Source organism: Trichlorobacter ammonificans (genome assembly GCF_933509905.1).
GTDB classification, from domain to species: Bacteria; Desulfobacterota; Desulfuromonadia; order Geobacterales; family Pseudopelobacteraceae; genus Trichlorobacter; species Trichlorobacter ammonificans.
On sequence record NZ_OW150024.1, the window covers coordinates 285,907 to 310,209 of the forward strand.

Genomic DNA, 24,303 nt, shown 5'->3' on the forward strand with positions numbered 1-24,303 from the left:
CCTATCCGACAGCAAAGGGAGACAGTCATGGGACTCTTCGGCGGATCGAGCAAGCAGGAACTGGCGATCAAGGATGCTGAGATCAACAAATTGGCGCAGATGCTGGACAATGTCGACAACGTGGTCATGCTCTGCGACACCACGCCGGACAACAAGATTTTCTACATGAACCGGCGGGCCAAGGAGTTGATGCAACAACACCGTGCCGACCTGAACGTCGGACTGCGCGGCGCCGACGTGGCCAACGCCTTCGGCAACTCCATCCACCAGTACCACAAGGACCCGGGCCGCATCCGCCGTATCTTCGCCGATCCCCGCGGTGCCATGCCCCACTCCGCCGATATTCCGATCGGCAGCGTGACCCTGCAGACCAAGGCCTATCCGATCTGGGACCCCAGCGACAGCAGCAAGGTACTCTGTTACATGGCCTGCTGGAGCGATATCACGGCGGAGCGGCAGATCAAGGATCAGCAGTACAAGGACATTGAACGGAAGAACTACCTGGAGGAGCGGATTCACCAGATCGCCACCGCCATGGAAGAGATGAGCATGACGGTCAACGAGGTGGCCGGCAACACCACCAACGCCGCCGATGCCGCCTCCCAGGTTGCGGAGAGCGCGCACCAGGGGCAGAAGGTGGTGAACCAGGCGGTGAAGGGGATGCAGCAGGTGGCGGAAGTAGTCCGCTCCTCGGCCGCCATCGTGGGCAACCTGGGGGCAACGTCGGAGAAGATCGGCGAGATCGTCAACGTCATCAACGAGATCGCCGACCAGACCAACCTGCTGGCCCTGAATGCCGCCATCGAGGCGGCCCGTGCCGGCGAAATGGGACGGGGCTTTGCCGTGGTCGCCGACGAGGTGCGCCGTCTGGCGGAGCGGACCATGGCCTCCACCAAGCAGATCGGTTCCATGGTATCGGAAATCCAGTCCGGTACCCAGAAGGCGGTCGCCTCCATTGAGGCCGGCAAGGCGGAAGCGGAGCAGGGCGAGCAGCTTTCCCACCAGGCCGAGGACTCCCTGAGCGCCATCGTCGATTCCATCGAGAACATCAAGCACATGATCGCCCAGATCGCCACCGCTTCCGAGGAGCAGGCCGCCACCGCCACGGTGATCGCCGGCAACCTGGAGGAGATCTCCCGGGCCAGTTGATGCGGGGCGTCTTGCCTGCGAAAATCCAGCAACACAAAAGGCGGCCATCTGGCCGCCTTTTTCAGTGTGTCGCTTCATTTGTCGGAACGCCCCCTGGGGGCCTCTCCGGTCGTCCGCTCTCTACTTGACCAGCGCCTCCATCAGGCCCAGCCCCAGGTGATCGTTCTGCTGCACGTCGCCGTCCCGCTCTTCGTCAACTCCCAGCATCAGGTCCTGGATGTCGAAGGTATCGGGATTGATCTGCTCGATGCGGCGGGCACCCAGGTAGCGGGACAGGTAGTAGGGGGTGTCCATGGAGGAGATGACCACGCGCCGGTCCTTGGAGGAGGCGTGGATCATCTTGCGGTTGCCCAGGTAGATGCCGACGTGGGAGGGGAAGGATGCGTAGGTGCGGAAAAAGACCAGGTCGCCCTTGCGCAGGTCGCCGCGGGGTACTTCGCTCCCCACCAGGAACTGCTCGCGAGCGGTGCGGGGCAGGCCGACCTTCTGCTCGCGGAACACCTGCTGGGTGAAGCTGGAGCAGTCCAGGGCGGTACGGCTGTTGCCGCCGAAGCGGTACCGTGCGCCGAGAAAGCTGTAGGCACTCTGCTTCAGGCTGGCAAAGCGGTTACGCTCTTCCAGGTTTTTGGCCAGGTCAACCGGGCTGTCGGTGTCGATATCGGTCAGTTCCGCCAGGGTGGCGTTGAACTCCTGCTCGTTGAGCATTTCCGTGCTGATCAGCTTCAGGCGCTGGTCGCGGGGCGCCTGGGCAACGGTCGTGGAACAGGTGGCGGCGTCGCCGAGGGCCAGAACCTGTCCCTCCCTGACTTTGTTCCCTTTCAGTTTGTTCAGGCGCCGCAGTTCGGTCATGCGGAGGCCGGTCTTGCGGGCGATAGCGGGCAGAGTGTCGCCGCTGGCCACGGTATAGCTGCCGCAGGTGTCGGTGTTGGAGGTTGCGGTTTTCTGTTCGCGGGTCGGAATGATAATAGTGCTGCCTTTGAGCAGACGGTTGCTGCTCAGGTGGTTCAGCGTCTTGATCTCCTCCGCGGAGACACGGTATTTGCGGGCAATGGCGGTCAGCGTCTCGTTGGTGCGCACGATGTGGGTTTTGGTGGCAAGCGCGGGGAGGGGGAGATTGAGCAGGAGCAGTGACAGTGCAGCTATCAGATGCAGGCGATGCTTCATGTAACCTCCTTCCTTGCAGGGAATTTGAGAAAAGTGTTTTGCTGTATATAATAGGTTGGCCAACTTTGTCAAGAAATGAGTGTTTACACGGAGATGTCAAGGCCGGTGCGGCTTGCGGGCGGCGGGAATCGCCTTGATGACGACCCGTACGGCAGCCGGTTCAACCCCCACCACCGCCATGCCGGGGGGGACCCGTACATTGGAGCGGGAGACCGCCAGGGCGTTCACCCCTTCATGGACCCCGGCAAGGTCCAGGTCCGCGGTCAGGTCGAGCTGGCGCGGGGACGGGGCAAGGCCGGAGGTGGAGCGCAGGCGTACGGTCAGTTCCTCAGGGGCGACACGCGTGAGGCTCATGCCGCCCGGCAGGCCATGGAAGGTGAGTGGCACCTGAATGATCGCCACCTCTCCCTGGCGCAGGGAAAAGACCAGCCAGACCGCCGAGACCGCCAGGACAATGGCCGCCTTGAGCGGCAGGTTGCGCAGCACCCGCCGCAGCAGGGGGCTTTCGCTTTTCGGGTCCGGCGGCGCCAGCAGTTCCGTCAGTCGCTCTTCCAGCTGCCGCGCATCGCCCATCGGGGTGAGCTGCGTTCCTTCCGCCAGGGAGACTTCGCCCCGCTCCTCGGACACGACGACCACCAGGGCGTCGGTCCGTTCGCTGAGTCCCAGGGCTGCCCGGTGGCGGGTGCCGTACTGCTGGGGCAGCTGGTGGTCGTCGGAGAGCGGGAGGTGGCAGGAGGCCTGGGCAATGCGGCCGTTGCGGATCAGCAGCGCGCCGTCGTGCAGCGGGGTTTTGTCCATGAAGATGTTGTGGATCAGGGGGGGGGAAATCAGGGCGTCGATGGTGGTGCCGTTGCGGATATGCTCGTCCAGCAGATCCTTGCGCTCGATGACGATCAGGGCGCCGCAGTGCTCTCCGGCAAGGTCGAAGGCGGTCTGGGCGATGCGGGTTGCCGAGGAGCAGGCCGGTACCGCGTCACCTCCTCCCGCCAGTTCCCGGACCCGGCTGAAACGATAGAGGGCCTGGCGGATTTCGTTCTGGAATACCACCACCACCAGAATGATCAGGACGGTGCCCAGTTGTTGCAGGATCCAGCTGGTCATGTGCAGGCCGGCCTGGCGGGTGACGAAATAGATGGCGGCGATGACCGCCAGCCCGGTGAGGGCCTGCAGTGCCCGGCTGGTGCGGAACCATGAGTAGAGCTGGTAGATCAGGATGCTCATGATCAGTATGTCCAGGAAATCCTGCGGTCTGAACTGGGGCATAGCCGGGGGCCTTCCTGCCGTGGAAGCGCCGGGCCTGAAACTGCTGGCATGGCGCCGGGATATATGGTACAAAATCAAGCTCGTTTTTATACCACGCGCAGCGCTTGAAGGGTACAGAAAATACCATGTTCAGACTTTCGGAAAAAGGGGAGCAGATCCAGCAGATGTTCGGCGCCATCGCGCCCCGCTACGACTTTCTTAACCGCCTGCTCAGCCTGGGAATCGACCGGCGCTGGCGCAAGAGCGCCGTCCGCCTGATCAAGGTGGCGGAGGGGGGGCGCGTGCTGGATGTGGCCACCGGCACCGGTGACGTGCTGCTGGAGATCGCCCGGATCACGCCGCCGTCGGTGAAAATCGTGGGGGCGGACTTCAGCGCCGAGATGGTACGGCTGGGCAGTGAAAAGATCGCCGCCACCCCCCACGCCGGTCGGATCGAATTCAAGGTTGCCCCCTGCGAGGATCTTCCCTTCCCGTCCAATTTCTTTGATTCGGTCACCATCGCCTTCGGCATCCGCAACGTGGTTGACCGGCGCCTGGGGCTGGCCGAGCTGTGGCGGGTGATCAAGCCCGGCGGGCGTCTGGTGATCCTTGAGTTTTCCACCCCCCGTTCTGCGTTGTTCCGCTGGTGTTACCACTTCTATTTCCGCAACATTCTGCCGGTGATCGGCGGCATGTTCTCCAAGTACAACGCCTATCGCTACCTGCCGGACTCGGTGCTGGAGTTCCCCTCCAGCGAGGAGTTCTGCGCCACCATGGCCGACATCGGCTTCCGGCACGTCCGCTGTCAGCCGCTCACCTTCGGTATCGCTTCGGTCTACGTGGGGAGCAAGGAGTAGGTGGAAGCGGGGAACCTGGCCCGGCTGCAGGAACGGTTCGACAGCTACGTGGCCCGCTTTCTCGACATGGCGCCGGAGGACGTCCGCAACATCCGGCTGAAGGAGGAGCATACCCGCCGGGTGGTGGCGGTGATGGAGGAGGTCTGCACCGGGGAGGGTTTGCCGGAGCAGGATCGCCTGACCGCCCTGGCCTGCGCCCTCTGTCACGACCTGGGGCGGTTTCCCCAGTACCGGCGCTGGCGCACCTTCCGGGACCGGGATTCCGACAACCACGCCCGGCTCTCCGTGGAGGTGATCCGGGAGGAACGGCTGCTTGCGGAACTCTCCGCCGGGGAGCAGCAGCTGATCGAGGAGGCGGTCCGCTTTCACAACATGCTCGCGCTGCCGCCGCAGTACGCCTCGCCGCACGATCGCTTCATCCGGTTGATCCGCGATGCGGACAAGCTGGATATCTGGCGGGTGTTCCTGGAGTACTACCGGCAGCCGGCGCAGGAGCGGGCGTCCGCGGTGGGCCTCGGTTTCCCCGATCTGCCGGAGGTGACCCCCGCCTGTCTGGAGGCCCTGACGGCGGGACGGATCGTCCGGCTGGACGATGCCCGGGTGTTGAACGACTTCAAGCTTTTGCAGATATCCTGGGCCTACGACCTGAACTTTGCCACCTCCTATCGCCTGCTGCATCGGCGACAGTATCTGCAACAGCTGGCCGCAACCCTGCCGGCGCGGCCGGAGATAGCGGCAGCGGTGGCCGTTGCCGACGCCCATGTCCGCCGGATGATGACGGTCCCCCATCCGCGGGCATGCTGACATTCCGGAGGTACCATGTCTGTTATTGATTCCCGAAAGCTGCCGGTTTCCGCACTGCGCTGGACCTGCGATCCGGAGCAGTTCGACTTCGAGACCACCTCCGACCTGCCGGATCTGCTGGATGCGGTGGGGCAGGAACGGGCATTGCGTTCCATCGAATTCGGCCTGGGGGTGCGGGAGACCGGCTTCAACCTCTACATCTCCGGCCAGACCGGCACCGGCCGCACCTCCACCATCCGCAACCTGCTGCGCCAGCGGGCCAAGGATGAGCCGGCCCCCAACGACTGGCTCTACGTCTACAACTTCAAGGATGCCGACAACCCGGTTTCCCTGTCGCTGCCGGCCGGCAAGGGCAAGGAGCTGGCCGCGGACATGAAGGAGCTGGTGGAAGCCTTCAGGACCGACATCCCCAAGGCTCTGGAAAGCAAGGAGTACGAGTCCCGGCGCAGCGAAATCCTGGAGGAGTACCAGAATCACAACAACGCCCTGTTCCAGGAGCTGGAAAAAGAAGCGGAGGAGCGGGGGTTCACCCTGCAGCGTACCGTTTCCGGCCTGGTGATCGTTCCCCAGAAGGACGGCAACAACTTCACCCAGGAGGATTACGAGGCCCTGTCCGACGAGGAGCGGGAGCAGCTCGAAGAGACCGGCAAGCTGCTGACCGAGCGGTTGAACGACGTGCTGCGCCAGGTGCGGGATACCGAAAAGGCCACCAAGGAGGCCCTTTCCCAGGCTGACCGCGATCTGGGCATGTCCTGCCTGGGACACCGCCTCGATCCGCTGCGGGAGAAGTACGCCGGCCTGGACAAGGTGCTGGCCTACCTGGAGGCGGTACAGGAGGACATTCTCAAGAACCTGGAGGATTTCAAGCCGCAACCGGCCCAGCCCCAGATCCCCGGCCTGAAGCTGCCCCGCCAGGAGCCGACCTTTGAGCGCTACGAAGTAAACCTGCTGGTGGACCACGAGGAGTCCGACGGCGCGCCGGTGGTCTTCGAGTCCAACCCCACCTACAACAACCTGTTCGGCCGGATCGAGCACGTCATGCAGTACGGCGGCGTGGCGGTCACCGACTTCACCATGATCAAGGCCGGCGCCCTGCACCGGGCCAACGGCGGTTACCTGGTGATCGACGCCCGGGAGGTGCTGATCAATCCCTTTGTCTGGGATGCCCTCAAGCGCTGCATCAGAACTGCCGAAATCAGGATCGAGGACGTGTTGGAGCAGTACCGCTTCATGACCATGGTGTCGCTGAAGCCGGAGCCGGTGCCGCTGTCGGCCAAGATCGTTCTGGTGGGCACCCCCTGGATCTACTACCTGCTCTACTACCTGGACCCGGACTACCGCAAGTTCTTCAAGGTGAAGGCGGAGTTCGACAGCCGGGTGGCCCGCACGCCGGACGTGATGCGGGAATACGCCCTGTTTGTGGCGACGCTGTGCCGGGAGCGGGAACTGCTTCCCTTTGACCGGCGGGCCGTGGCCTGCCTGCTGGAGTACACCGCACGCATGGTGGACGACCAGTACAAGCTCTCCTCCCGCTTCATGGAGATCGCCGATTTCGTGCGGGAGGCCAGCTTCTGGGCCCAGCGGGACGGCCGCCAGGTGGTCTCCTGCACCGACGTCCGCCGGGCCGCCGACGAGCAGCTCTACCGGGTGAACCGGATCGAGGAGCGGATGCAGGAGATGTTCGAGGACGGCACCATCATGGTGGACACCGACGGCGGTGTGATCGGCCAGATCAACGGCCTGTCGGTCATCTCCGCGGGGGATCATACCTTCGGCCGTCCCTCGCGGATCACCGCCCGCACCTGGCTGGGGCAGGCCGGCATGGTCAACATCGAGCGGGAGGTGAAGCTGTCCGGTCCGATCCACGATAAAGGGGTGATGATCCTCACCGGCTATCTGGGCGGGGTTTTTGCACAACAGTTTCCACTGACCCTCTCCGCCTCCATCTGCTTCGAGCAGAACTACGACGGCGTGGAGGGGGACAGCGCCTCCTCAACCGAGCTGTACGCGTTGCTGTCCGCCCTGGCCGGGGTGCCGATCCGTCAGGGGATCGCGGTCACCGGCAGTGTGAACCAGCGGGGGATGATCCAACCCATCGGCGGGGTCAACCACAAGATCGAGGGGTTCTACGCCGTCTGCAAGGCCAAGGGGCTCACCGGCCACCAAGGGGTGCTGATCCCCAAGGCCAACGAACGACACCTGATGCTCAGGGAAGAGGTGGTGGAGGCGGTGCGCGCCGGTACCTTCCATATCTGGAGCATCGAGACCGTGGCCCAGGGGATCGAGCTGCTCACCGGCATTCCGGCCGGCGAGCGGGGCAAGACCGGCAGGTTTCCCCGGGGTAGTGTTTTTCACCTGGTGGAGCAGGCGCTCAAGCGGATGCACGAGCGGTTGCATGCCGCGGACGAGGATGCCGATAAACCTGCCGGGAAGCGCAAAAAGAAGGCACCGACCAAGAAAACTGCCGATAAAAAACGAAAGGCCGAGGTGTGACATGGGAATCAGTTGGCGCGACGATCTGGCGATCGGGGTTGAGCAGATTGACAATCAGCACAAGGAACTGATGCAGCGCTTCGACGTGCTGCTCTCCGCCTGCCGGGACGGCAAGGGGGGGGATGAGCTGCGTCGCCTGGTGACCTTCCTGAACGATTATGTGATCAGCCATTTCCGGGACGAGGAAGCGCTGCAGCGCACGAGCGGTTTTCCCGACTACGAGGTCCACCGTCAGGAGCACGATGCCTTCCGCGAACGCCTTGCCGACCTGAAGCAGCGGATCGACCAGGACGGCGAGGTGCTGGTGGACCATGTGCTGGATACCAACAAGATGCTGCTGGACTGGCTGATCAAGCATATCTCGGTGAAGGACCGGGCCATCGGCCGCTACCTGAACCGGATGCAGTAACGGACGCGCTCCGTAGAGGCTGCCCGAAACGAACAGCCCCGATGGTTTCCCATCGGGGCTGTTGTTGTTTGCGCGTTTCCGGGGGCAGTGGTCAGAGGGTGATGCCGGTGAGCCGCTGCAACGCCTCCTTGTACTTTTCGCCGGTCTTGCGCACGATCAGTTCCGGCAGGGCCGGGGCCGGGGCGGTCTTGTTCCAGTCCAGGGTTTCCAGGTAGTCCCGCAGAAACTGCTTGTCGAAGCTGGGCTGGGGGCCGCCGGGGGCGTACTGGTCCTTGGGCCAGAACCGGCTGGAGTCGGGGGTGAGACACTCGTCGATGATGATCAGCTTGCCTTCAAAAACGCCGAATTCGAACTTGGTATCGGCGATGATGATCCCCTTTTGGTCGGCGATCTCCCGGGCACGGCGGTAGATGGCGATGGTGGCGGCCCGGGCCTGTTCGGCCAGGTCGCGGCCGCACAACTCCGCCATCCGCTCAAAGGTGATGTTCTCGTCGTGCTCCCCCAGCTCCGCCTTGGTGGAGGGGGTGAAGATCGGCTCTTCCAGGCGGTCGGACTCTTTCAGCCCTTCCGGCAGCTTGATGCCGCAGATGGCGCCGGTTGCCTTGTAATCTTTCCAGCCGGAACCGGAGACGTAGCCGCGTACGATGCACTCCGCGGCCAGGGGCTGGGCCTTCTTCACCCACATGGAGCGCCCATCCAGCACCTCGGCGTAAGGTTGGCAGACGGCCGGGTAGTCGGCCACCTTGGTGGAGATGATGTGGTTGGGGATGATGTCGGCGATCTGGCCGAACCAGAACTCCGATATCCTGGTCAGCACCTTGCCCTTGTCCGGGATCGGCTCGTTCATGATCACGTCAAAGGCTGAAATGCGGTCGGTGGTGACCATCAGCAGGGAGTCGCCCAGATCGTAGATGTCGCGCACCTTTCCGCGGTTGACCAGTTTCAGGTCGGGAAAATCGGTTTGCTTGACCGGTTGTGACATGATGTGCTCCTTTTGCATGGGGTGGTGATGGTATCCAGTTTACGGGGTGGCACTGGTCAGTGCGGGGTTGATCTCGATCTTGGCCTTTGCGCGCAGCTCCTTCAGCCAGTCCCGCAGGGCGGTCTCCTGGCGGACCGGCAGCAGGCGGGCCTTGATCTCCTCCTTGCGGGAGGCGAAGCCGTCGGCCGGCGCCGCGATCCGCTGCTTCAGGCGTGCCGCATACCAGCGGTTACCCACCAGAAACGGTTCCGTGGGGGCCGGGACGGCGGTGGTCAGATCGAACACTTTCTCCAGCATCGGCTTGGAGCTGCCGATGCCGGGTATGGTGCCCTGGCCGTTGTAGCCGAAGGCCGGGGTGCTGCTCAGTTTCAGGCCGCCGTCACCGGAAGCCAGGGCCTTCTGGGCCTCGGCAGCCTTCTGGCGGGCCAGCTCCTCGGCCTTGGCAAGGCGTACCTGCTGCTCAACCGTCCCGCGTACCTGGGCCAGGGGCGGCAGTTCGGCCGCCTTCTTCTCGCTCACCTTGAAGATGTAGACCCCCTTGGCGGTTTCCACCGGTCCCCCCAGTTCCCCCTGCTTCAGTTCAAAGGCCTTCTTGATCAGGGTCGCTTCCCCGGCCAGGGCTGCCGGCGGGGCGGCGGCGGTGAACAGGGCGGTCTGCTCGGTGCGGGCCCCCAGCTTGGAGGCCACCAGGGCGATGTCGCCGGACTTGATGTTCTGGAACAGGGTGTCGGCTGCCTTTTCATAGAGCTGCTTGGCCGCCTTCTGGCGCAGGGCGTCGGTTTTCACCCGGTCCCTGATCTGCTCCAAGGGGATGGCGTTGTTGTCCTTGCCCAGGTAGCGGTCAAGATTCTTGCGGTAGAACGACTCCACCTCGTCGTCGGCAAGGGCGATGCCCTCGGTGCGGGTGGCGTGGGGGAGCAGCAGCCAGGTGAGGGCGATCTTTTCCGGGGTCTTGAAACGCTCGGCGTTCTTTTTCAGGTGATCTTCCAGGTCGGCGTCGGTCGGCTTGACGCCGGCCGCCAGCTCGGCGGCGCTAAAGGAAACGTAGGAAAGCTCGATCTTGTCGTTTTCACGGTGGTACTGCTTCAGCAGCTCGTCGTCGCTGATGGTGGTCTTGTTCATCACGGCGGTGCGGGCCTTGGAGATGAGCAGATCCCGCTTCTGGGACTCCTCGAAGTCGTTGGCGGTGATCCGGTTGGTGCGCAGGGTCTGCTGATAGAGAGCGTAGTCAAAGGCGCCGTTTTGCTGGAAGGCCGGCATGACGGCAATGGCAGCGGCCACCTCGTCCTTGCTGACGGTAACTCCCAGCCCCTTGGCAGCCTTCTGGATCAGCACGTTGTCGATCAGGCGGTCGATGGCCTGCTGACGCAGGTTCAGTTCTTTCTCCACTTCGGGGGTGAGGCCGGGGCCGAACACCTGCTGGTAGATGTCCCGCAGGCGCTGGTAGGAATTCTGGTAACTCTCGTAGGAGATGACGGTCCGGTCCACCTTGGCGGCGTAGCCGGAGCTGCGGCTGAACCCTTCCTCGCCTTTGCCCCACACCAGGAAAATGGTGCCGATGAACGACAGCACGATGACGATGAAGATGGCCTTGATAAGAAAGGTTTCCTTTTTCTTGCGCATCAGGTCCAGCATCGGGAAGAACTCCTTCTCTCCGTAAATTTGAAAGGGGTAATAGTACATGAGTAAGTTCCTGAAATGCAAGTCGTGAATCCGGCGGTCCGGCGGTTTACAGTGCTTTTGAACTGTGCTACGGTGCGCGCCACTGTTTATCAGAGACGACATGCCGGGGAGGATGCATGGAGCTGAGCTTTTCCCATACCAACGAGGAGGTGGATCGCCTGATCGACCGCCTGATCAATGCCACGGAAGGAATCAAGCGGCCGGAGCTGATCCGGGAGCTGATCATCTCATCGCTGAAGATCGGCCAGGAGAACGACTACCTGCCCGACCTGAAGATGATCAACCGCACCTTGCGGGAGATGCGCTACACCACGCGGGTCTTCGGCCCCTACCGTAACCGCAAGAAAGTGACCATTTTCGGCTCGGCCCGCACCAAACCCGAGGAACCGATCTACCAGAAATGCATCCGTTTCAGCCGGCTGCTGGCGGCGCAGGGGTGGATGACCATCACCGGCGGCGGCCCCGGCATCATGCAGGCCGGCAACGAGGGGTCCGGGGCGGAAAACACCTTTGCCGTGAACATCCGGCTTCCCTTCGAGCAGAAGCCCAACCCGTTCATGGACAAGAACCCCCGGCTGATCACCTACAAGTACTTCTTCAACCGCAAGGTGGCCTTTGTCAAGGAAGCCGACGCCGTGGCGGTCTTCCCCGGCGGCTTCGGCACCCTGGACGAGGCGATGGAGGTGTTCACGCTGGTACAGACCGGCAAGACCTCCCCGAAGCCGTTGGTGCTGGTGGACGACGAGGAGGGGTTCTGGGAGCAGTTTTTCGACTTCGTCAAGGAACAGTTGCTGATCAAGGGGCTGATCTCCGGCGAGGACTTCTCCATTTTCACCATCACCAAGGACGAACAGGAAGCGGCCGCGGTGATCGAGACGTTTTACAAAAACTATCACTCGGTCCGGTTCCATGACGAACTGGCCATTATCCGCCTGAATCGTCCGCTTGCCCCGGAACAGGTGCACACGCTGGAGGAGGAGTTCCCCGAGCTGCTGCAGGAGGGGGGGCATATCAGCTGCTGCGGCCCGGTGGAGGTGGAGGCCGACGAACCGGAGCTGGCCCAGCTGCCCCGGCTGGTCTTCCCCTTCAACCGTTTCCATTACGGGCTGCTGATCGCCTTTATCAACCGGATAAACACGTTTTGACATTTGCCGGGACGCTGTGGTAAAAAATTCCACTTTTATCATAGGAAATACTCCGTTTTCTCACTATCGGTGCCGTGGCCGCGTGAAAACGGGGATTCCCGGGGTAGCGAACCGATTTCACCTCAAGGGAGGGGAACTGTATGTTTAAGGGAAGTATTGTTGCCATCGTGACGCCGTTCAACAACGGCGCGGTTGACGTGGAAAAGCTGCGGGAACTGGTGGAGTTCCAGATCAGCGGGGGCACCGACGCCATCGTCCCCTGCGGCACCACCGGTGAGGCCTCCACCCTGGATTACGACGAGCATATGCTGGTGGTGAAAACCGTGGTGGAGCAGGTGAAGAAGCGGGTTCCGGTCATTGCCGGCACCGGCTCCAACTCCACCGCCGAAGCCATCGAGCTGACCAAGCTGTCCAAGGAGGCCGGCGTCGACGGCTGCCTGCTGGTCACCCCCTACTACAACAAGCCGACCCAGGAAGGGCTTTACCTGCACTACAAGGCGGTGGCCGAGGCCGTGGCCATTCCGCAGATACTTTACAACGTGCCGGGCCGTACCGGGGTCAACCTGCTGCCCGAGACCGTGGCCCGTCTGGCCCCCATCAAGAACATCGTGGCCATCAAGGAAGCCACCGGGTCGCTGCAGCAGGCCTCGGAAGTGCTGGCCCTGTGCGGCGAGCAGATCGATGTGCTGTCCGGTGACGACTTCATCACCTTCCCGATGATGGCCTGCGGCGCCAAAGGGGTAATTTCGGTGCTGGCCAACATCATGCCCAAAGCGGTTGGCGACCTGACTGACGCCTATTTCGCCGGTGACCTGGCCAAGGCCCGCCAGCTTCATCTGGATACACTGAAGATCAGCAACGCCATGTTTATCGAGAGCAACCCGGTGCCGGTCAAGACCGCCTTGGGGCTGATGGGCAAGTGCTCCGACGAGGTGCGCCTGCCGCTGGCGCCGATGTCTGAGGCGAACAAAAATAAGCTTGTAGCGATCATGAAAGAGTACAAGCTGATCTAGATTCATTTGATTCTGGTAGGGGCGGCGCTTGCTCCGCCCAACAGGGGCGCGGCGAGCAGCGCCCCTACGGTTCCATATGCGAGGGATTGTCATGATAAAGATTGCTGTCTGCGGCGCTGCCGGCCGCATGGGCCAACGGATCATCGTCGCTGCCGTCGAGGCGGGCTGCACCATATCGGGCGCCCTTGAGCGCCCCGGGCATCCCCAGGTGGGGCAGGATGCCGGCCTGATCGCCGGGGTTGGCTCCCTGGGGGTTGCCATTTCCGACGACCTGAACAAGGTGGTCGAAGGGTGCGACGTACTGATCGACTTCACCACTCCCAAGGTGTCGCTGAAAAACCTGGAGATCTGCGGCCTGAAGAAAAAGGCCATCGTCATCGGCTCCACCGGTTTCACCCCCGAGGAGCGCGCCTTGGCCGCCGAGCTGGCCAAGGACATCCCGGCCGTGCTGGCCCCCAACATGTCCGTTGGGGTCAACGTCTGCTTCAAGGTGCTCAAAGACGTGGCCAAGACCCTGGGTGACGACTTTGATGTCGAGATCGTGGAACTGCACCACAACAAGAAGAAGGACTCCCCCAGCGGCACTGCCGTGCGGATGGGCGAGGTGGTGGCCGAGGCCTTGGGCCGCGACTACAACCAGGTGGCCAACTACCACCGTGAAGGGATCTGCGGCGAGCGGACCAAGGAAGAGATCGGCATGCAGACCGTGCGGGGCGGCGACATCATCGGCGAGCACACGGTCTACTTCATCGGCCAGGGTGAGCGGATCGAGATCTCCCACCGGGCCATGACCCGGGACATGTTCTCCCGCGGCTCGGTGCGGGCAGCAAAATGGATTGTCGGTAAGGCGCCCGGCCTGTACGATATGCAAGATGTCCTTGGCCTGAAATAAATCAAAAGGGGCGGCTTTGGCCGCCCTAAATGTATAAACTACCACTACACTGAGAAGTGAGGAAACAATGGCAAAAATCAACGACAACTATTTAAAGCTCAAAGCAGGATATTTGTTCCCCGAGATCGGCCGCCGCGTGCGGGAGTTCACCGCCGCCAACCCTGATGCCAAGGTCATCCGCCTGGGTATCGGCGACGTGACCCGTCCCCTGGCCCCGGCCGTGCTGAAGGCCTTCCATCAGGCAGTGGACGATCTGGCCACCACCGACCAGTTTGCCGGTTACGGCCCGGAGCAGGGCTATGACTGGCTGATCAACGCCATCATTGAGAAATCCTACAAGCCGCTGGGCGTTTCTCTCAAGACCGAGGAGATGTTCATCTCCGACGGCTCCAAGTGCGACTGCGCCAATATCCTGGATATCTTTGCCCTGGACAACGTGGTGGCCATCGGCGACCCGGTCTATCCGGTCTACAACGACACCAACGTCATGATCGGCCGTACCGGCGAGGCGGACGAGAAGGGCTACTACCAGAACATCGTCTACATGCCCTGCAATGAGGCCAACAACTTCATCCCGGCCCTGCCCACCGGCAAGGTGGACATCATCTACCTCTGCTTCCCCAACAACCCCACCGGTACCGTGGCCTCCAAGGCTGAACTGAAGAAGTGGGTGGATTACGCCCTGGCCAACGATGCCGTAATCTTCTTCGACGCCGCCTATGAGGCGTTCATCACCAACCCGGAGATCCCGCACTCCATCTACGAGATCGAAGGGGCCAAGAAGTGCGCCATCGAGTTCCGTTCCTTCTCAAAGACCGCCGGCTTCACCGGTGTGCGCTGCGGTCTGGTGGTCGTGCCGGAAGAGGTCATGGGCACCACCGCGACGGGTGAGCGCTACAGCTTCAACAAGCTCTGGCTGCGCCGCACCACCACCAAGTTCAACGGCGCCTCCTACCCGGTGCAGCGCGCTGCTGCCGCCGTGTACAGCGACGAAGGGTGGGCTCAGACCAAGGAGATCATCGACTACTACATGGAGAACGCCCGCATCATCCGTGAAGGTCTGGCCGCCGCCGGTGTCACCTGCTACGGCGGGGTGGATGCCCCCTACATCTGGCTCAAGACCCCCGGCGGCATGAGCAGTTGGGACTTCTTCGACAAGCTGCTCAAGGAGTGCAACGTGGTCGGCACGCCGGGCAGCGGCTTCGGCCCATCCGGCGAAGGGTTCTTCCGGCTGTCGGCCTTCGGCCATCGCGAGAATGTGATTGAGGCGGTGGAGAGGATAAAGAAGAATTTGAAGTAATGGAAACGGTTCTTTTCCTTGATGTGATTACAGAAGGGCGGCTGATGAGGCCGCCCTTTCTCGTTTCTGCAGATTGACGGCAAGTTACATCTGATGTAATGTTTTTCCGGGGAGACACAAGTTATGGAAGCAATCAAGCACCGAACCCAGATATCTCTCGAAGACTGGCAATACCAGATACTGCTGGATTTGTCGCGCAAGACCAGGAAAAGTCTTTCCGCCCTGATCCGCGAGATGATTACCGAGAAGTTTGCTCCTGCCGGAGTGGCGGAAAACGATCCGGTCTATTCTATTGTCGGCATTGGCAGCAGTGGTCGTAAGCATACTGCCCGCGATCATGATGCCGTTCTGTACGGGAAAAAGAAGTGAACGGCATTTTTGTGGATACTGCGGCCTGGTATGCGCTGGTGGACAGTGATGACGCAGATCATACGGCCGCAGCGGCATATCTGGCCGCTAATTCGCTATCGCTTGTTACCACCAACTTCGTATTTTCCGAAGCCGTCACTCTCATTCGCTATCGGATCGGCCATGAGGCGGCGCGTAGTTTTGGACAGAAGCTGAAGGAGAGCGGCTTTGTCAGGGTCGTGACGGTTACGGTGGCCGATGAGGAGCGTGCCTGGGAGATTTTTACCAAGTATCGGGATCAGGATTTCAGTTTCGTGGATTGCACCAGCTTTGCCGTGATGGAGCGGATGAAGCTTGCCGAGGCATTTACCTTTGACCGGCATTTCGCGGTAATGAAGTTTGCGGTGGTGCCACAAGAGAAAAACAGGTGATTTGTGACCACTTGTATGAAAAAGGTAGCTCCGGCTTTCGGCCACCGCGAGAATGTGATTGAGGCGGTGGAGAGGATAAAGAAGAATTTGAAGTAGGGTGAACGAGAGGGGCGCTGATTGCAGCGCCCCTTTTTTGTTCGTAATTTCCAATTGTTGAACCGTTGCAGTTAAGATATGTTTATTGCCGGAAGGTGAGCCATGACAACACAGGAACTACAGTCGCGCATTGAAAGCCTGAAACAACAACTGGTTGCCAAATACCATCCGGAGAAGGTCATACTTTTCGGTTCCGCTGCCCGTGTGACGTTCCCCCATTGTTAGTACCAGCAGTAGCTTAGCTTTTCGGTCTTTTGATTCTGGTTCTGTTTTGCTGCAAATTCTTCTGGCGTCATTTTGTTTAACGACTTGTGTGGTCTTTCAGAATTGAGGGAACCTCTGGGGTCAGGCTTGACTTACTGCTATTCGCTGATGCATTTCCTGGTGGAAATACAGGGACAACACCATACCTATTTATTTGAAAGGCGGCCAATCGGCCGCCTTTTCTGTTTTATCACCCTTGTCACCTAACGAAAAATTATGGTATTGTTTTTGCGTTAGCAGCATGATAGCGAAAAGTTTTTACCTTGAGGGTAGCCATGTCAGCCAATACCGGCCGCTACATAACTGCCACGACCGCGGGAGAGAAGTTTCAGGCCTTTGTCCCTGATCCGCTGCCTGCCATGGCGGCACTGGCGCTGACCGAGCGCCATTTTGAGCTGTTGGAGACGGCCAACCGCGCCCTGGGGAGGCTGGACGGCATGGCAGCGCTGTTGCCGGACACATCTATGTTCCTGTACTTCTATGTTCGCAAGGAAGCGCTCCTTTCCTCGCAGATCGAGGGGACCCAATCATCGTTTGCCGACCTGCTCCTGTTCGAGAGCGCCGAGGCACCGGGAGTACCGCTGGATGATGTGCAGGAAGTGTCGAATTACGTCGCCGCCATGGAGCACGGGCTGAAGCGCCTGCGTGAGGGGTTCCCCCTGTCGCTCCGCCTGATCCGGGAGATTCACGAGGTGCTCATGGCAACGGGACGGGGGAGCACCAAGTCCCCCGGTGAGTTCCGCCGCAGCCAGAACTGGATCGGCGGCCGCCGGCCCGGTAATGCCCGCTTCGTCCCGCCGCCGCCGGAGTTTCTGCCGGATTGCCTGGGCGAACTGGAGAAATATCTCCATGCCCGACATACCCCGTTACTGGTCAAGGCAGCGCTGGCCCATGTGCAGTTCGAGACGATTCACCCGTTCCTGGACGGCAACGGCCGGCTCGGACGGTTGCTCATTACGCTGCTGCTCTGCGACCAGGGGGCGCTGAGTCAGCCGCTGCTCTATCTGAGCCTCTATTTCAAGGCCAATCGTGATCGCTATTACGATCTGCTACAGGCGGTGCGGCAGGAGGGAGGCTGGGAAACCTGGCTGGAATTTTTTCTGGAAGGGGTACTGGAGACCTCCGGACAGGCGGTTGCCACTGCCCGGCGGCTACAGGAGCTGTTCAACAGCGACCGGCAGCGGGTTGCGGCACTGGGTCGGGCTTCCGGGTCGGTGCTGCGGCTGCACGAATATCTACAGAATAAACCTATCATCACCATCCAGAAAGCTGCGGATGCTATCGGGTTGACCCGTCCGACGATCGCCACCGCCCTCAAGCTGTTGGCCGATCTGCACATCGTACGGGAGTTGACCGGCAAGGAACGCCACCGGCTGTTCGTGTACGACGAGTACATCACTATACTGAATGAGGGTGCCACGCCGATATGCTAACGAAAATATATGGCACAATTTTTCGTTAACATCAGCGTAGCGAAAAGTTTTTTCCTTCGTAATTTATTTTACTCAAAAGGCGGCCAATGGTCGCCTTTTTCCATTCGGCAGTACGTCGCCCATCCCCTCAGCCCGGCTCCGCCAGCAGCAAGCGGTTTTTCGGCGTAATCTCCGCCGGGATCGTCTGCGTCACCACCCGGTAGCCGGCCGCCTGCAGGCGGCCGACGCGGGCAACATCCATTGCCAGCGGCCCGTCCAGCCAGCCGCGAAACGCCACACCGCCGCCGGTCGCCAGATCGTGGCAGCACGGTAGTACCGCCAGCTTGGCGCGCGCCGCGATGGTCAGTTCGATGACCTGGTCGGTGAGGGCGCCGCAGGCGTGGACCGAGACCACCAGATCGTCCGCCGTCAATGCCACCTCCTCAAGCTCCCCAAGTCGCAGCTTCACCCGTCCGGCCAGGCGCGGCCAGGCGGCCTCCAGCACGGTCTGCAGCTTGGCCGCGCTCGGCGGCAGGGCCCGGTCGATACCGATGGCGTGGGGGGAGCTATCGTCGAGGAGCAGCAGGATACCGGAGAGGAGGCCGTGGCCGCAGGCGAGGTCGACGACACGGCCGCCCCGCAGACGTCGCCGCACCCGCCGCGCCACTTCCCATGCCTCGTAAAGCTCCTTGCGCGGCAGGCAGCCTGCATGGCAGACGGCGCGGGCAATGCGGTCGAAGAGGGTCTCACCGGGGAAACGTTCAAGGTGGCGGTCGGTGAGGCGGTTGCGTGAGGCGTGGTCCATGGGTGACTCCGATCAGCGTGAGGGAAATTCTTGGGACATACTACCTGTTTCTTAATATGGAGGCGACCGATTGGTCGCCTTTTTTGTTGCATCCAAAATAACAAATATGTTACCAAGGATTATGCCGTGGAATATTTACTACTACAGCGAGGATGTCAGGCTTGAGATTGCGGCCATGCCGGTCGGCATTCGGGCCGCCTATGTCCGCCTGACCGAATTGCTTGAAGAATTTGGTCTCGATCTGCGCATGCCCCATTCACGGGCCATGGGAGGCGGGCTGTTCGAGTTGCGGCCGCGCGGCAGGGAAGGGATTGCACGGGTTTTCTATTGCACGATGGTAGGGCGACGGATTGTCGTGCTGCACTCCTTTATCAAGAAGACCCAGGAAACACCCAAGCGTGAATTGGACATAGCACGGAAACGACAGAAAGAGGTGTGTGGATCATGAGTAGCAAATCACCGACAAAATCGCATCAGCAGATGGTGGCCGAGTGGAAAAAAGATCCGGAGTTTGTGGCTGCCTATGACGAGCTGGAAACAGAATTTACCCTGTTGCGCGAATTGTTGCAGGCGCGACAGCGAGCCGGTTTGACCCAGGCCGAGGTGGCTGAAAAGATGGGAACCAAGGCTCCGGCTGTCACCCGGCTTGAAACGGCACTCTCGGATAACCGGCATTCGCCGAGCATTGCCACCTTGAAGAAGTACGCTCAGGCTGTGGGATGCAAGCTGGAAGTTCATCTGGTACCGGCAAAGGCGGTTTGAAAAAGGCACACAATGAATAAAGACCGATGCGCTGGCGCGGAGAGAGCTGAACAACCTGGCCGGGGCTGACCAGCCGTTGGCCAGGGGCAGAAAGTCAAGCCTGCCCCCCACCATGAGTTTCTTCCCTAGGTAGCAGCAGGGTTCCCGATCAGCTTCACGAAATCCTCATAGCCGGTAAAGCCGACCAATCGTCTATCTCCGAAAAGGTGGGCCGGTACTGCGGTGATGCGGAGATCCCTGGACCGCTGCCAATCGGCATCCACCGCTGCTGCATAGCTTCGCTCCGCCAGCACCTTCTGCGCCTCATCCGCCGCCAGCCCGGCGCTGACGGCGATCCGCACCAACTCGTCACTTTGAGCGATGTTGACCCCGTCCACAAAATAGGCCCGGTAGACGGCCTGATGGAACTGCTCGCCGCGTCCCTGCTTTTCTGCCAATTTTCCCAGCTCCTGGGCAAGGCGGCTGTTGTAGGTGCGGCTGCGGGTGGTCAGGGGCAGGCCTTCTGCTGCGGCAACCTGCAGCAGCCGGGCCTGCATGTCCCGGATCATAGCCTCCCGCCCGGCGAAGAGCTCGGTAAGCTCTGTCCCTTCCGGCGGGGTTTCGGGGTGCAGCGGGAAGCAGCTCCAGCGAATCCGGATTCCGTAGTTTTTCACGAGGCGGTCGGTACGCACGGTACCGAGGTAGCACCAGGGTCAGACGTAATCGAAAAAGACCTCCAGTACGGGTGCACTGTCCATGGTATCCCCCTTGCTGTGGACTATCACAGCAGTTTCAAGAGCTCCCGGGCAACCGGTTCCGACGAGGCCGGGTTCTGGCCGGTGACCAGGTTGCCGTCCCTGACCACATGGGGCTGCCAGTCGGCCGCTTTGGTATAGCTGCCACCGGCCTTGCGCAGTTCATCCTCCACCAGGAACGGCACAACCTCGGTCAGACCGACTGCGGCCTCTTCACTGTTGGAAAATCCGGTGACCCCTTTCCCCTGCACCAGCGGCGTGCCATCCGTATTCCGGGCATAGCGCAGCACCCCGGGGGCGTGGCAGACCGCGGCGACCGGTTTCCCTGTGCTATACATGGCCTCGATCAGGGCGATGGAATTCTTGTCTTCGGCGAGGTCCCACAACGGGCCATGGCCGCCGGGGTAAAAGACCGCATCGTAATCATCCGCGCATACCGTTTTCAGCGGTACGGTCTGCGCCAATGCGGCCTGCGCCGCCGCATCGTTGTTGAATCGTTCGGTGGCCGGGGTCTGGAAATCTTTCTCCGCGCTCTTGGGGTCCAGCGGTGGTTGTCCCCCGTTGGGTGAGGCCAGGGTGATGTCCGCTCCGGCATCCTTGAAGACGTAATAGGGGGCGGCAAACTCCTCCAGCCAGAATCCGGTCTTGTGGCCGGTGGTGCCGAGTTCATCGTGCGATGTAAGAACCATCAGTATCTTCATGACCGTACCTCCTTGTGTCTGCTGTCACCGGCGGCGCCTGTTCCCGCCCAGGCACATATAGTATACCCCTTTCTTTGATTAAAGGGACTATTGTCCAATCCACACGGCGCTATTCGTCATGCAGCAGGCCGCCAATCGGCAGCTGTTATTTTTCGAAACTAGTGTTGACCCGTCTATCGCTTCACAGTTTAGCGTTGTCCTTGTCATGGCCATGATATACAGATTTCATACCTGCAAAGGAGAACGAGAATGAGTGCAAAGGTAAGCGTAGATGAGTGGGTGGCTCGCTTTAAGGCCATCGGCCTGGATCAGGCGGCGATGGAAACGTGGCATCGGCTGTTCGAACAGGAGAATCCGGCCGGCCACCAGAGCTTCCTGGAGTGGCTGGGGCTGCCGGCCGACAAGATCAGCGAGATACGGGCGAAATCCGTCTGATACCGCTGCGTCCCCGGCCGCGTGCCGGGGACATTCAGCACCGGAGAGGTTATGTTTCGCATTACACAACTGGCAGAGCAGTTCGGGCTCTCCCGCAGTACCCTGCTCTACTACGACCGGATCGGCCTGCTCTCCCCCTCGGGACGGAGCGAGGCCGGTTATCGCCAGTACTCGCCCGCGGACCGTGCCCGGCTGGAGTCGATCTGCTCCCTGCGCCGGGCCGGGATGGACATTGAGGGGATCAGGGCGATCCTGGCCACAAGCGGTGACGATTCAACCACGGTGCTGCGGCGGCGGCTGGATGAGATCGGTGTGGAGATCGAGGCGCTGCGCACCAAGCAACGGCTGCTGGCCGGCATGCTGAAGGTGCAGGGGGCGGGTGGCCCGGGCGCCTCAGTGAACAAGGAGATGTTTGTTGCTATGCTGCGCGCTGCCGGTATGGATGACGCCGCCATGAAAAAGCTGCACATGGAGTTCGAGCGGCAGGAGCCCACGGCCCACCACGCCTTTCTGCTGTCGCTGGGCATTTCAGAGAAAGAAGCGCTGCTGATCCGTAAATGGTCGGCAGCCATGGAGAATACGATGACGATGCAGTATTTTTACGAACTGTTTGAGAAACTGCCGAGGCAGGGACCTGGCTGCCGGGAGGCAACCCTGCGTGCGCTGGGACTGCTGGCCGATCTTCCGGCGAATCCCGCTGTGCTGGATATCGGGTGCGGCTCCGGAATTCAGACCCTTCTGCTTGCCGACGAGTTGCAGACAAAGGTCGTTGCGGTCGACAATCATCAGCCTCTGCTGAAGATCCTGAGCCAGGCAGCCGGAGAGGCCGGCCTGGCTGTTGAGACCTGTGAAATGTCGATGATGGAGATGCCGTTTGCCCCGGAACGTTTCGATCTGCTCTGGGCCGAAGGATCAATCTTCATCATAGGCCTGGAGCGGGGCCTGCATGAATTCGCCCGCCACCTGAAACCGGGCGGCTATCTGGCCTTTACCGAGCTCTGCTGGTTTGTCGAAAATCCACCTGATGAGGTGAAAGACTTTTTTGCCGCAGCCTGCCCGGAGATGAAATCCGCCGGTGATGTTCGGCAACGGTGTGTTGACTTCGGGTACCGGGTGATCGACAGCTTCAACCTGCCGGACAGCGCCTGGTGGGATGACTACTACACGCCGATGCTGGCGCGGATGGAGGAGCTGAAACAGCGCAACGTCGGCATTGCTGAAGCGGAAGAGGTGTATGCCAGACTGGAAGCCGAGATAGAGATGTTCCGGAAGTATTCGGCCAGCTATGGGTATACCTTCTTTGTGCTGCAGAAATAGCGGCCCGGATTCCGCTCACAAATTCCTGGGAACCATTCATAACTCAAAAGACGGCCAACCGGCCGCCCGTGCTGCTTCCTGAGCACGACTGCCAGCTAGTGATTGCCCATTCAGGCCATGATATGCTATAGCTTATAGGCACCTGAGCCGCAGGGAGACCCCCTGCGGTTCTTTTTTGTGACCGCAGAAAGAGAGAACACCATGATCAGTACCAATAACATCAGTCTGGCCTACGGCAAACGGGTCATCTTCAAGGATGTGAACATCAAGTTCGTGCCCGGCAACTGCTACGGCCTGATCGGCGCCAACGGCGCCGGCAAGTCCACCTTCCTCAAGATTCTGGCCGGTCTGTCCGAGCCCGATTCCGGCACGGTCAGCGTCGGTCCCCGGGAGCGGATCGCTTTCCTGAAGCAGGACCAGTTCGCCTTTGACGACTACACCGTGTTCAACACCGTCATCATGGGGCATCCCCGGCTGTACGAGGTGATGACCGCCCGGGAGGCGATCTACGCCAAGGGTGAGTTTACCGAGGAGGACGGCATCCGCTCCGCCGAGCTGGAGGCGGAATTCGCCGAGATGAACGGCTACGAGGCCGAGTCCGAGGCGGCGGTGCTGCTGAACGGCCTGGGGATTCCCGAGGAGCTGCGCCACAAGCAGATGAAGGAGCTGGAAGGGGGCGAGAAGGTGCGGGTGCTGCTGGCCCAGGCGTTGTTCGGCAACCCGGACGTGCTGCTGTTGGACGAACCGACCAACCACCTGGACCTGAAGACCATCGCCTGGCTGGAGGATTTCCTGTCCCGCTTCAACAACACGGTGATCGTGGTCTCCCACGACCGTCACTTCCTCAATCAGGTCTGTACCCATGTGGCCGATATCGACTTCGGCCGGATTCAGGTCTATGTGGGCAACTACGACTTCTGGTACCAGGCCAGCCAGTTGAACCTCAAGCAGAAGCAGGACGAAAACCGCAAGGTAGCCGACAAGGCGGCCGAACTGAAGGAGTTCATCCAGCGCTTCAGTTCCAATGCCTCCAAGGCCAAGCAGGCCACTTCCCGCAAGAAGCTGCTGGAGAAGCTGACCGTGGAGGAGATGCCGGTGTCGTCCCGCAAGTACCCCTTTGTGGTCTTCAAGCCGGAGCGCCCCTGCGGCGACGTGATCCTGGAGATCAGCAACCTCTCCAAGGAGATCGACGGGGTCCCGGTGTTCAAGGACCTGAACCTGATCGTGGGCAAAGGGGACAAGATCGCCTTTGTGGGCGGCAACAGCCTGGCCAAGACCACCCTGTTCCAGATCCTGGCCGGCGAGCTGGAGCCGGACGCCGGCAGCTTCCGCTGGGGGGTGACCATCACCCGCGCCTACTTCCCCAAGGAAAATGCCGCCTATTTCGACAACGACCTGAACCTGATCGAATGGCTGGGGCAGTATTCACCCCCCACGGAAGGTGAGTCCTTTGCCCGTGGCTTCCTGGGGCGGATGCTGTTCTCCGGTGACGAGGCCACCAAGAAGGCCTCGGTGCTCTCCGGCGGTGAGCGGGTCCGCTGCATGCTGGCGCGGATGATGCTGCTGAACGCCAACGCCCTGGTGCTGGACGAGCCGACCAACCACCTGGACCTGGAGTCGATCACCGCCCTGAACAACGGCCTGATCGCCTTCAGCGAGGTGCTGCTCTTCAGTTCCCACGACCACGAGTTCGTCAACACCCTGGCCAACCGGATCGTGGAGTTCACCCCCGGCGGGATCATCGACCGGAAGATGAGCTTCGACGACTACCTGGAGAGCGCCGAGGTGGCGGCCGAGCGGGACCGGCTCTGCCAGGGACACTGCGACCTGTCCCTGTAGCAGGGGGAGGTCGGGACGGTGCGTGG

Annotated in this window: 23 protein-coding genes and 1 pseudogene; 17 read left to right on the forward strand and 7 right to left on the reverse strand. The window is 61.2% G+C overall.

Annotation, left to right across the window (positions count from 1 at the left end):
• Nucleotides 1–27 precede the first annotated feature (27 nt).
• Nucleotides 28–1,149 carry a methyl-accepting chemotaxis protein gene (locus tag RAK07_RS01140; protein WP_305731026.1) on the forward strand — a complete coding sequence of 374 codons (1,122 nt, stop codon included), beginning with the start codon at nucleotides 28–30 and terminating at the stop codon, nucleotides 1,147–1,149.
• A gap of 120 nt (nucleotides 1,150–1,269) precedes the next feature.
• Here the strand turns inward: RAK07_RS01140 and RAK07_RS01145 are convergent, their stop codons facing one another.
• Together RAK07_RS01145 and cdaA are read right to left on the reverse strand one after the other, a co-directional pair.
• Nucleotides 1,270–2,313: a C40 family peptidase gene (locus RAK07_RS01145; RefSeq protein WP_305731027.1), complete on the reverse strand. Its 1,044-nt coding sequence runs from the start codon at nucleotides 2,311–2,313 to the stop codon at nucleotides 1,270–1,272.
• A 96-nt stretch (nucleotides 2,314–2,409) separates the two neighbouring features.
• Nucleotides 2,410–3,576, reverse strand: a complete 1,167-nt coding sequence (gene cdaA / locus RAK07_RS01150; protein ID WP_305731028.1) for a diadenylate cyclase CdaA — start codon at nucleotides 3,574–3,576, stop codon at nucleotides 2,410–2,412.
• A gap of 125 nt (nucleotides 3,577–3,701) precedes the next feature.
• Between cdaA and ubiE the strand changes: the two genes are divergently transcribed.
• Genes ubiE through RAK07_RS01170 form a run of 4 tightly spaced genes read left to right on the forward strand, consistent with a single transcriptional unit; the run spans nucleotide 3,702 to nucleotide 8,118 of the window.
• On the forward strand, nucleotides 3,702–4,412 hold the full coding sequence (gene ubiE, locus RAK07_RS01155; RefSeq protein ID WP_305731029.1) for a bifunctional demethylmenaquinone methyltransferase/2-methoxy-6-polyprenyl-1,4-benzoquinol methylase UbiE: 711 nt from the start codon (nucleotides 3,702–3,704) through the stop codon (nucleotides 4,410–4,412).
• The gene (locus tag RAK07_RS01160; protein WP_305731030.1) at nucleotides 4,413–5,216 is read left to right on the forward strand and encodes an HD domain-containing protein; all 804 of its coding nucleotides are present in this window, start codon (nucleotides 4,413–4,415) and stop codon (nucleotides 5,214–5,216) included.
• Nucleotides 5,217–5,231: 15 nt separating this feature from the next.
• The gene (locus tag RAK07_RS01165; RefSeq protein ID WP_305731031.1) at nucleotides 5,232–7,709 is read left to right on the forward strand and encodes a Lon protease family protein; all 2,478 of its coding nucleotides are present in this window, start codon (nucleotides 5,232–5,234) and stop codon (nucleotides 7,707–7,709) included.
• Nucleotide 7,710: 1 nt separating this feature from the next.
• A complete protein-coding gene (locus tag RAK07_RS01170; protein WP_305731032.1) occupies nucleotides 7,711–8,118 on the forward strand; it encodes a bacteriohemerythrin in 408 nt (135 codons plus the stop codon).
• 91 nt (nucleotides 8,119–8,209) lie between these two features.
• On the opposite strand, the gene RAK07_RS01175 is transcribed toward RAK07_RS01170, so the two are convergent.
• The gene (locus RAK07_RS01175; protein WP_305731033.1) at nucleotides 8,210–9,100 is read right to left on the reverse strand and encodes a phosphoribosylaminoimidazolesuccinocarboxamide synthase; all 891 of its coding nucleotides are present in this window, start codon (nucleotides 9,098–9,100) and stop codon (nucleotides 8,210–8,212) included.
• Nucleotides 9,101–9,139: 39 nt separating this feature from the next.
• Complete coding sequence (locus RAK07_RS01180; RefSeq protein WP_305731034.1) at nucleotides 9,140–10,783, reverse strand: peptidylprolyl isomerase; 1,644 nt, start codon at nucleotides 10,781–10,783, stop codon at nucleotides 9,140–9,142.
• Nucleotides 10,784–10,899: 116 nt separating this feature from the next.
• Between RAK07_RS01180 and RAK07_RS01185 the strand changes: the two genes are divergently transcribed.
• The 7 genes from RAK07_RS01185 (at nucleotide 10,900) to RAK07_RS01215 (ending at nucleotide 17,705) form a co-directional block, all read left to right on the forward strand.
• Nucleotides 10,900–11,928 (forward strand): LOG family protein, encoded by a 1,029-nt coding sequence (locus RAK07_RS01185; RefSeq protein ID WP_305731035.1) that lies wholly within the window; start codon nucleotides 10,900–10,902, stop codon nucleotides 11,926–11,928.
• A gap of 140 nt (nucleotides 11,929–12,068) precedes the next feature.
• Nucleotides 12,069–12,941 carry a 4-hydroxy-tetrahydrodipicolinate synthase gene (gene dapA, locus RAK07_RS01190; RefSeq protein ID WP_305731036.1) on the forward strand — a complete coding sequence of 291 codons (873 nt, stop codon included), beginning with the start codon at nucleotides 12,069–12,071 and terminating at the stop codon, nucleotides 12,939–12,941.
• Between the two features lie 91 nt (nucleotides 12,942–13,032).
• The gene (gene dapB, locus RAK07_RS01195) at nucleotides 13,033–13,833 is read left to right on the forward strand and encodes a 4-hydroxy-tetrahydrodipicolinate reductase (protein WP_305731037.1); all 801 of its coding nucleotides are present in this window, start codon (nucleotides 13,033–13,035) and stop codon (nucleotides 13,831–13,833) included.
• 67 nt (nucleotides 13,834–13,900) lie between these two features.
• Nucleotides 13,901–15,133 (forward strand): LL-diaminopimelate aminotransferase, encoded by a 1,233-nt coding sequence (locus tag RAK07_RS01200; protein WP_305731038.1) that lies wholly within the window; start codon nucleotides 13,901–13,903, stop codon nucleotides 15,131–15,133.
• 123 nt (nucleotides 15,134–15,256) lie between these two features.
• Nucleotides 15,257–15,502, forward strand: coding sequence for a ribbon-helix-helix domain-containing protein (locus RAK07_RS01205; protein ID WP_305731039.1), 246 nt, complete (start codon nucleotides 15,257–15,259; stop codon nucleotides 15,500–15,502).
• Nucleotides 15,499–15,912, forward strand: a complete 414-nt coding sequence (locus RAK07_RS01210) for a type II toxin-antitoxin system VapC family toxin (protein ID WP_305731040.1) — start codon at nucleotides 15,499–15,501, stop codon at nucleotides 15,910–15,912. Before RAK07_RS01205 ends, RAK07_RS01210 begins: the two co-directional genes overlap by 4 nt.
• Before the next feature lie 635 nt (nucleotides 15,913–16,547).
• Entirely contained in the window at nucleotides 16,548–17,705 is a 1,158-nt protein-coding gene (locus RAK07_RS01215) for a Fic family protein (RefSeq protein ID WP_305731041.1), read from the forward strand.
• Nucleotides 17,706–17,832: 127 nt separating this feature from the next.
• On the opposite strand, the gene RAK07_RS01220 is transcribed toward RAK07_RS01215, so the two are convergent.
• Nucleotides 17,833–18,489: a methyltransferase gene (locus RAK07_RS01220; RefSeq protein WP_305731042.1), complete on the reverse strand. Its 657-nt coding sequence runs from the start codon at nucleotides 18,487–18,489 to the stop codon at nucleotides 17,833–17,835.
• 121 nt (nucleotides 18,490–18,610) lie between these two features.
• Here RAK07_RS01220 and RAK07_RS01225 point away from each other — a divergent pair, with 121 nt between their 5' ends.
• Nucleotides 18,611–18,937 (forward strand): type II toxin-antitoxin system RelE/ParE family toxin, encoded by a 327-nt coding sequence (locus tag RAK07_RS01225; protein ID WP_305731043.1) that lies wholly within the window; start codon nucleotides 18,611–18,613, stop codon nucleotides 18,935–18,937.
• Nucleotides 18,934–19,251 carry a helix-turn-helix domain-containing protein gene (locus tag RAK07_RS01230; RefSeq protein ID WP_305731044.1) on the forward strand — a complete coding sequence of 106 codons (318 nt, stop codon included), beginning with the start codon at nucleotides 18,934–18,936 and terminating at the stop codon, nucleotides 19,249–19,251. Before RAK07_RS01225 ends, RAK07_RS01230 begins: the two co-directional genes overlap by 4 nt.
• A gap of 125 nt (nucleotides 19,252–19,376) precedes the next feature.
• On the opposite strand, the pseudogene RAK07_RS01235 reads toward RAK07_RS01230, so the two are convergent.
• Nucleotides 19,377–19,931: pseudogene (locus RAK07_RS01235) on the reverse strand (DsbA family oxidoreductase); the annotation flags it as partial.
• A gap of 80 nt (nucleotides 19,932–20,011) precedes the next feature.
• Nucleotides 20,012–20,686 carry a type 1 glutamine amidotransferase domain-containing protein gene (locus RAK07_RS01240; RefSeq protein ID WP_305731045.1) on the reverse strand — a complete coding sequence of 225 codons (675 nt, stop codon included), beginning with the start codon at nucleotides 20,684–20,686 and terminating at the stop codon, nucleotides 20,012–20,014.
• Between the two features lie 249 nt (nucleotides 20,687–20,935).
• Here RAK07_RS01240 and RAK07_RS01245 point away from each other — a divergent pair, with 249 nt between their 5' ends.
• The 3 genes from RAK07_RS01245 (at nucleotide 20,936) to RAK07_RS01255 (ending at nucleotide 24,277) form a co-directional block, all read left to right on the forward strand.
• Nucleotides 20,936–21,121, forward strand: coding sequence for a MerR family transcriptional regulator (locus tag RAK07_RS01245; protein ID WP_305731046.1), 186 nt, complete (start codon nucleotides 20,936–20,938; stop codon nucleotides 21,119–21,121).
• Between the two features lie 51 nt (nucleotides 21,122–21,172).
• A complete protein-coding gene (locus RAK07_RS01250) occupies nucleotides 21,173–22,438 on the forward strand; it encodes a MerR family transcriptional regulator (protein ID WP_305731047.1) in 1,266 nt (421 codons plus the stop codon).
• Nucleotides 22,439–22,639: 201 nt separating this feature from the next.
• Nucleotides 22,640–24,277 carry an ABC-F family ATP-binding cassette domain-containing protein gene (locus tag RAK07_RS01255; protein WP_305731048.1) on the forward strand — a complete coding sequence of 546 codons (1,638 nt, stop codon included), beginning with the start codon at nucleotides 22,640–22,642 and terminating at the stop codon, nucleotides 24,275–24,277.
• The last annotated feature ends 26 nt before the right edge of the window (nucleotides 24,278–24,303 follow it).

Excerpts from the sequence above, each read along its gene's own strand:
- RAK07_RS01200 (WP_305731038.1), top strand. The coding sequence starts at position 13,901 with ATGGCAAAAATCAACGACAACTATTTAAAGCTCAAAGCAGGATATTTG.
- dapB (WP_305731037.1), top strand. The coding sequence starts at position 13,033 with ATGATAAAGATTGCTGTCTGCGGCGCTGCCGGCCGCATGGGCCAACGG.
- RAK07_RS01250 (WP_305731047.1), top strand. The coding sequence starts at position 21,173 with ATGTTTCGCATTACACAACTGGCAGAGCAGTTCGGGCTCTCCCGCAGT.
- RAK07_RS01225 (WP_305731043.1), top strand. The coding sequence starts at position 18,611 with ATGCCGTGGAATATTTACTACTACAGCGAGGATGTCAGGCTTGAGATT.
- RAK07_RS01175 (WP_305731033.1), bottom strand. The coding sequence starts at position 9,100 with ATGTCACAACCGGTCAAGCAAACCGATTTTCCCGACCTGAAACTGGTC.
- ubiE (WP_305731029.1), top strand. The coding sequence starts at position 3,702 with ATGTTCAGACTTTCGGAAAAAGGGGAGCAGATCCAGCAGATGTTCGGC.
- cdaA (WP_305731028.1), bottom strand. The coding sequence starts at position 3,576 with ATGCCCCAGTTCAGACCGCAGGATTTCCTGGACATACTGATCATGAGC.
- RAK07_RS01255 (WP_305731048.1), top strand. The coding sequence starts at position 22,640 with ATGATCAGTACCAATAACATCAGTCTGGCCTACGGCAAACGGGTCATC.
- RAK07_RS01180 (WP_305731034.1), bottom strand. The coding sequence starts at position 10,783 with ATGTACTATTACCCCTTTCAAATTTACGGAGAGAAGGAGTTCTTCCCG.
- RAK07_RS01230 (WP_305731044.1), top strand. The coding sequence starts at position 18,934 with ATGAGTAGCAAATCACCGACAAAATCGCATCAGCAGATGGTGGCCGAG.
- RAK07_RS01220 (WP_305731042.1), bottom strand. The coding sequence starts at position 18,489 with ATGGACCACGCCTCACGCAACCGCCTCACCGACCGCCACCTTGAACGT.
- RAK07_RS01170 (WP_305731032.1), top strand. The coding sequence starts at position 7,711 with ATGGGAATCAGTTGGCGCGACGATCTGGCGATCGGGGTTGAGCAGATT.
- RAK07_RS01205 (WP_305731039.1), top strand. The coding sequence starts at position 15,257 with ATGGAAGCAATCAAGCACCGAACCCAGATATCTCTCGAAGACTGGCAA.
- RAK07_RS01145 (WP_305731027.1), bottom strand. The coding sequence starts at position 2,313 with ATGAAGCATCGCCTGCATCTGATAGCTGCACTGTCACTGCTCCTGCTC.
- RAK07_RS01240 (WP_305731045.1), bottom strand. The coding sequence starts at position 20,686 with ATGAAGATACTGATGGTTCTTACATCGCACGATGAACTCGGCACCACC.
- RAK07_RS01165 (WP_305731031.1), top strand. The coding sequence starts at position 5,232 with ATGTCTGTTATTGATTCCCGAAAGCTGCCGGTTTCCGCACTGCGCTGG.
- RAK07_RS01245 (WP_305731046.1), top strand. The coding sequence starts at position 20,936 with ATGAGTGCAAAGGTAAGCGTAGATGAGTGGGTGGCTCGCTTTAAGGCC.
- RAK07_RS01140 (WP_305731026.1), top strand. The coding sequence starts at position 28 with ATGGGACTCTTCGGCGGATCGAGCAAGCAGGAACTGGCGATCAAGGAT.
- dapA (WP_305731036.1), top strand. The coding sequence starts at position 12,069 with ATGTTTAAGGGAAGTATTGTTGCCATCGTGACGCCGTTCAACAACGGC.
- RAK07_RS01185 (WP_305731035.1), top strand. The coding sequence starts at position 10,900 with ATGGAGCTGAGCTTTTCCCATACCAACGAGGAGGTGGATCGCCTGATC.
- RAK07_RS01215 (WP_305731041.1), top strand. The coding sequence starts at position 16,548 with ATGTCAGCCAATACCGGCCGCTACATAACTGCCACGACCGCGGGAGAG.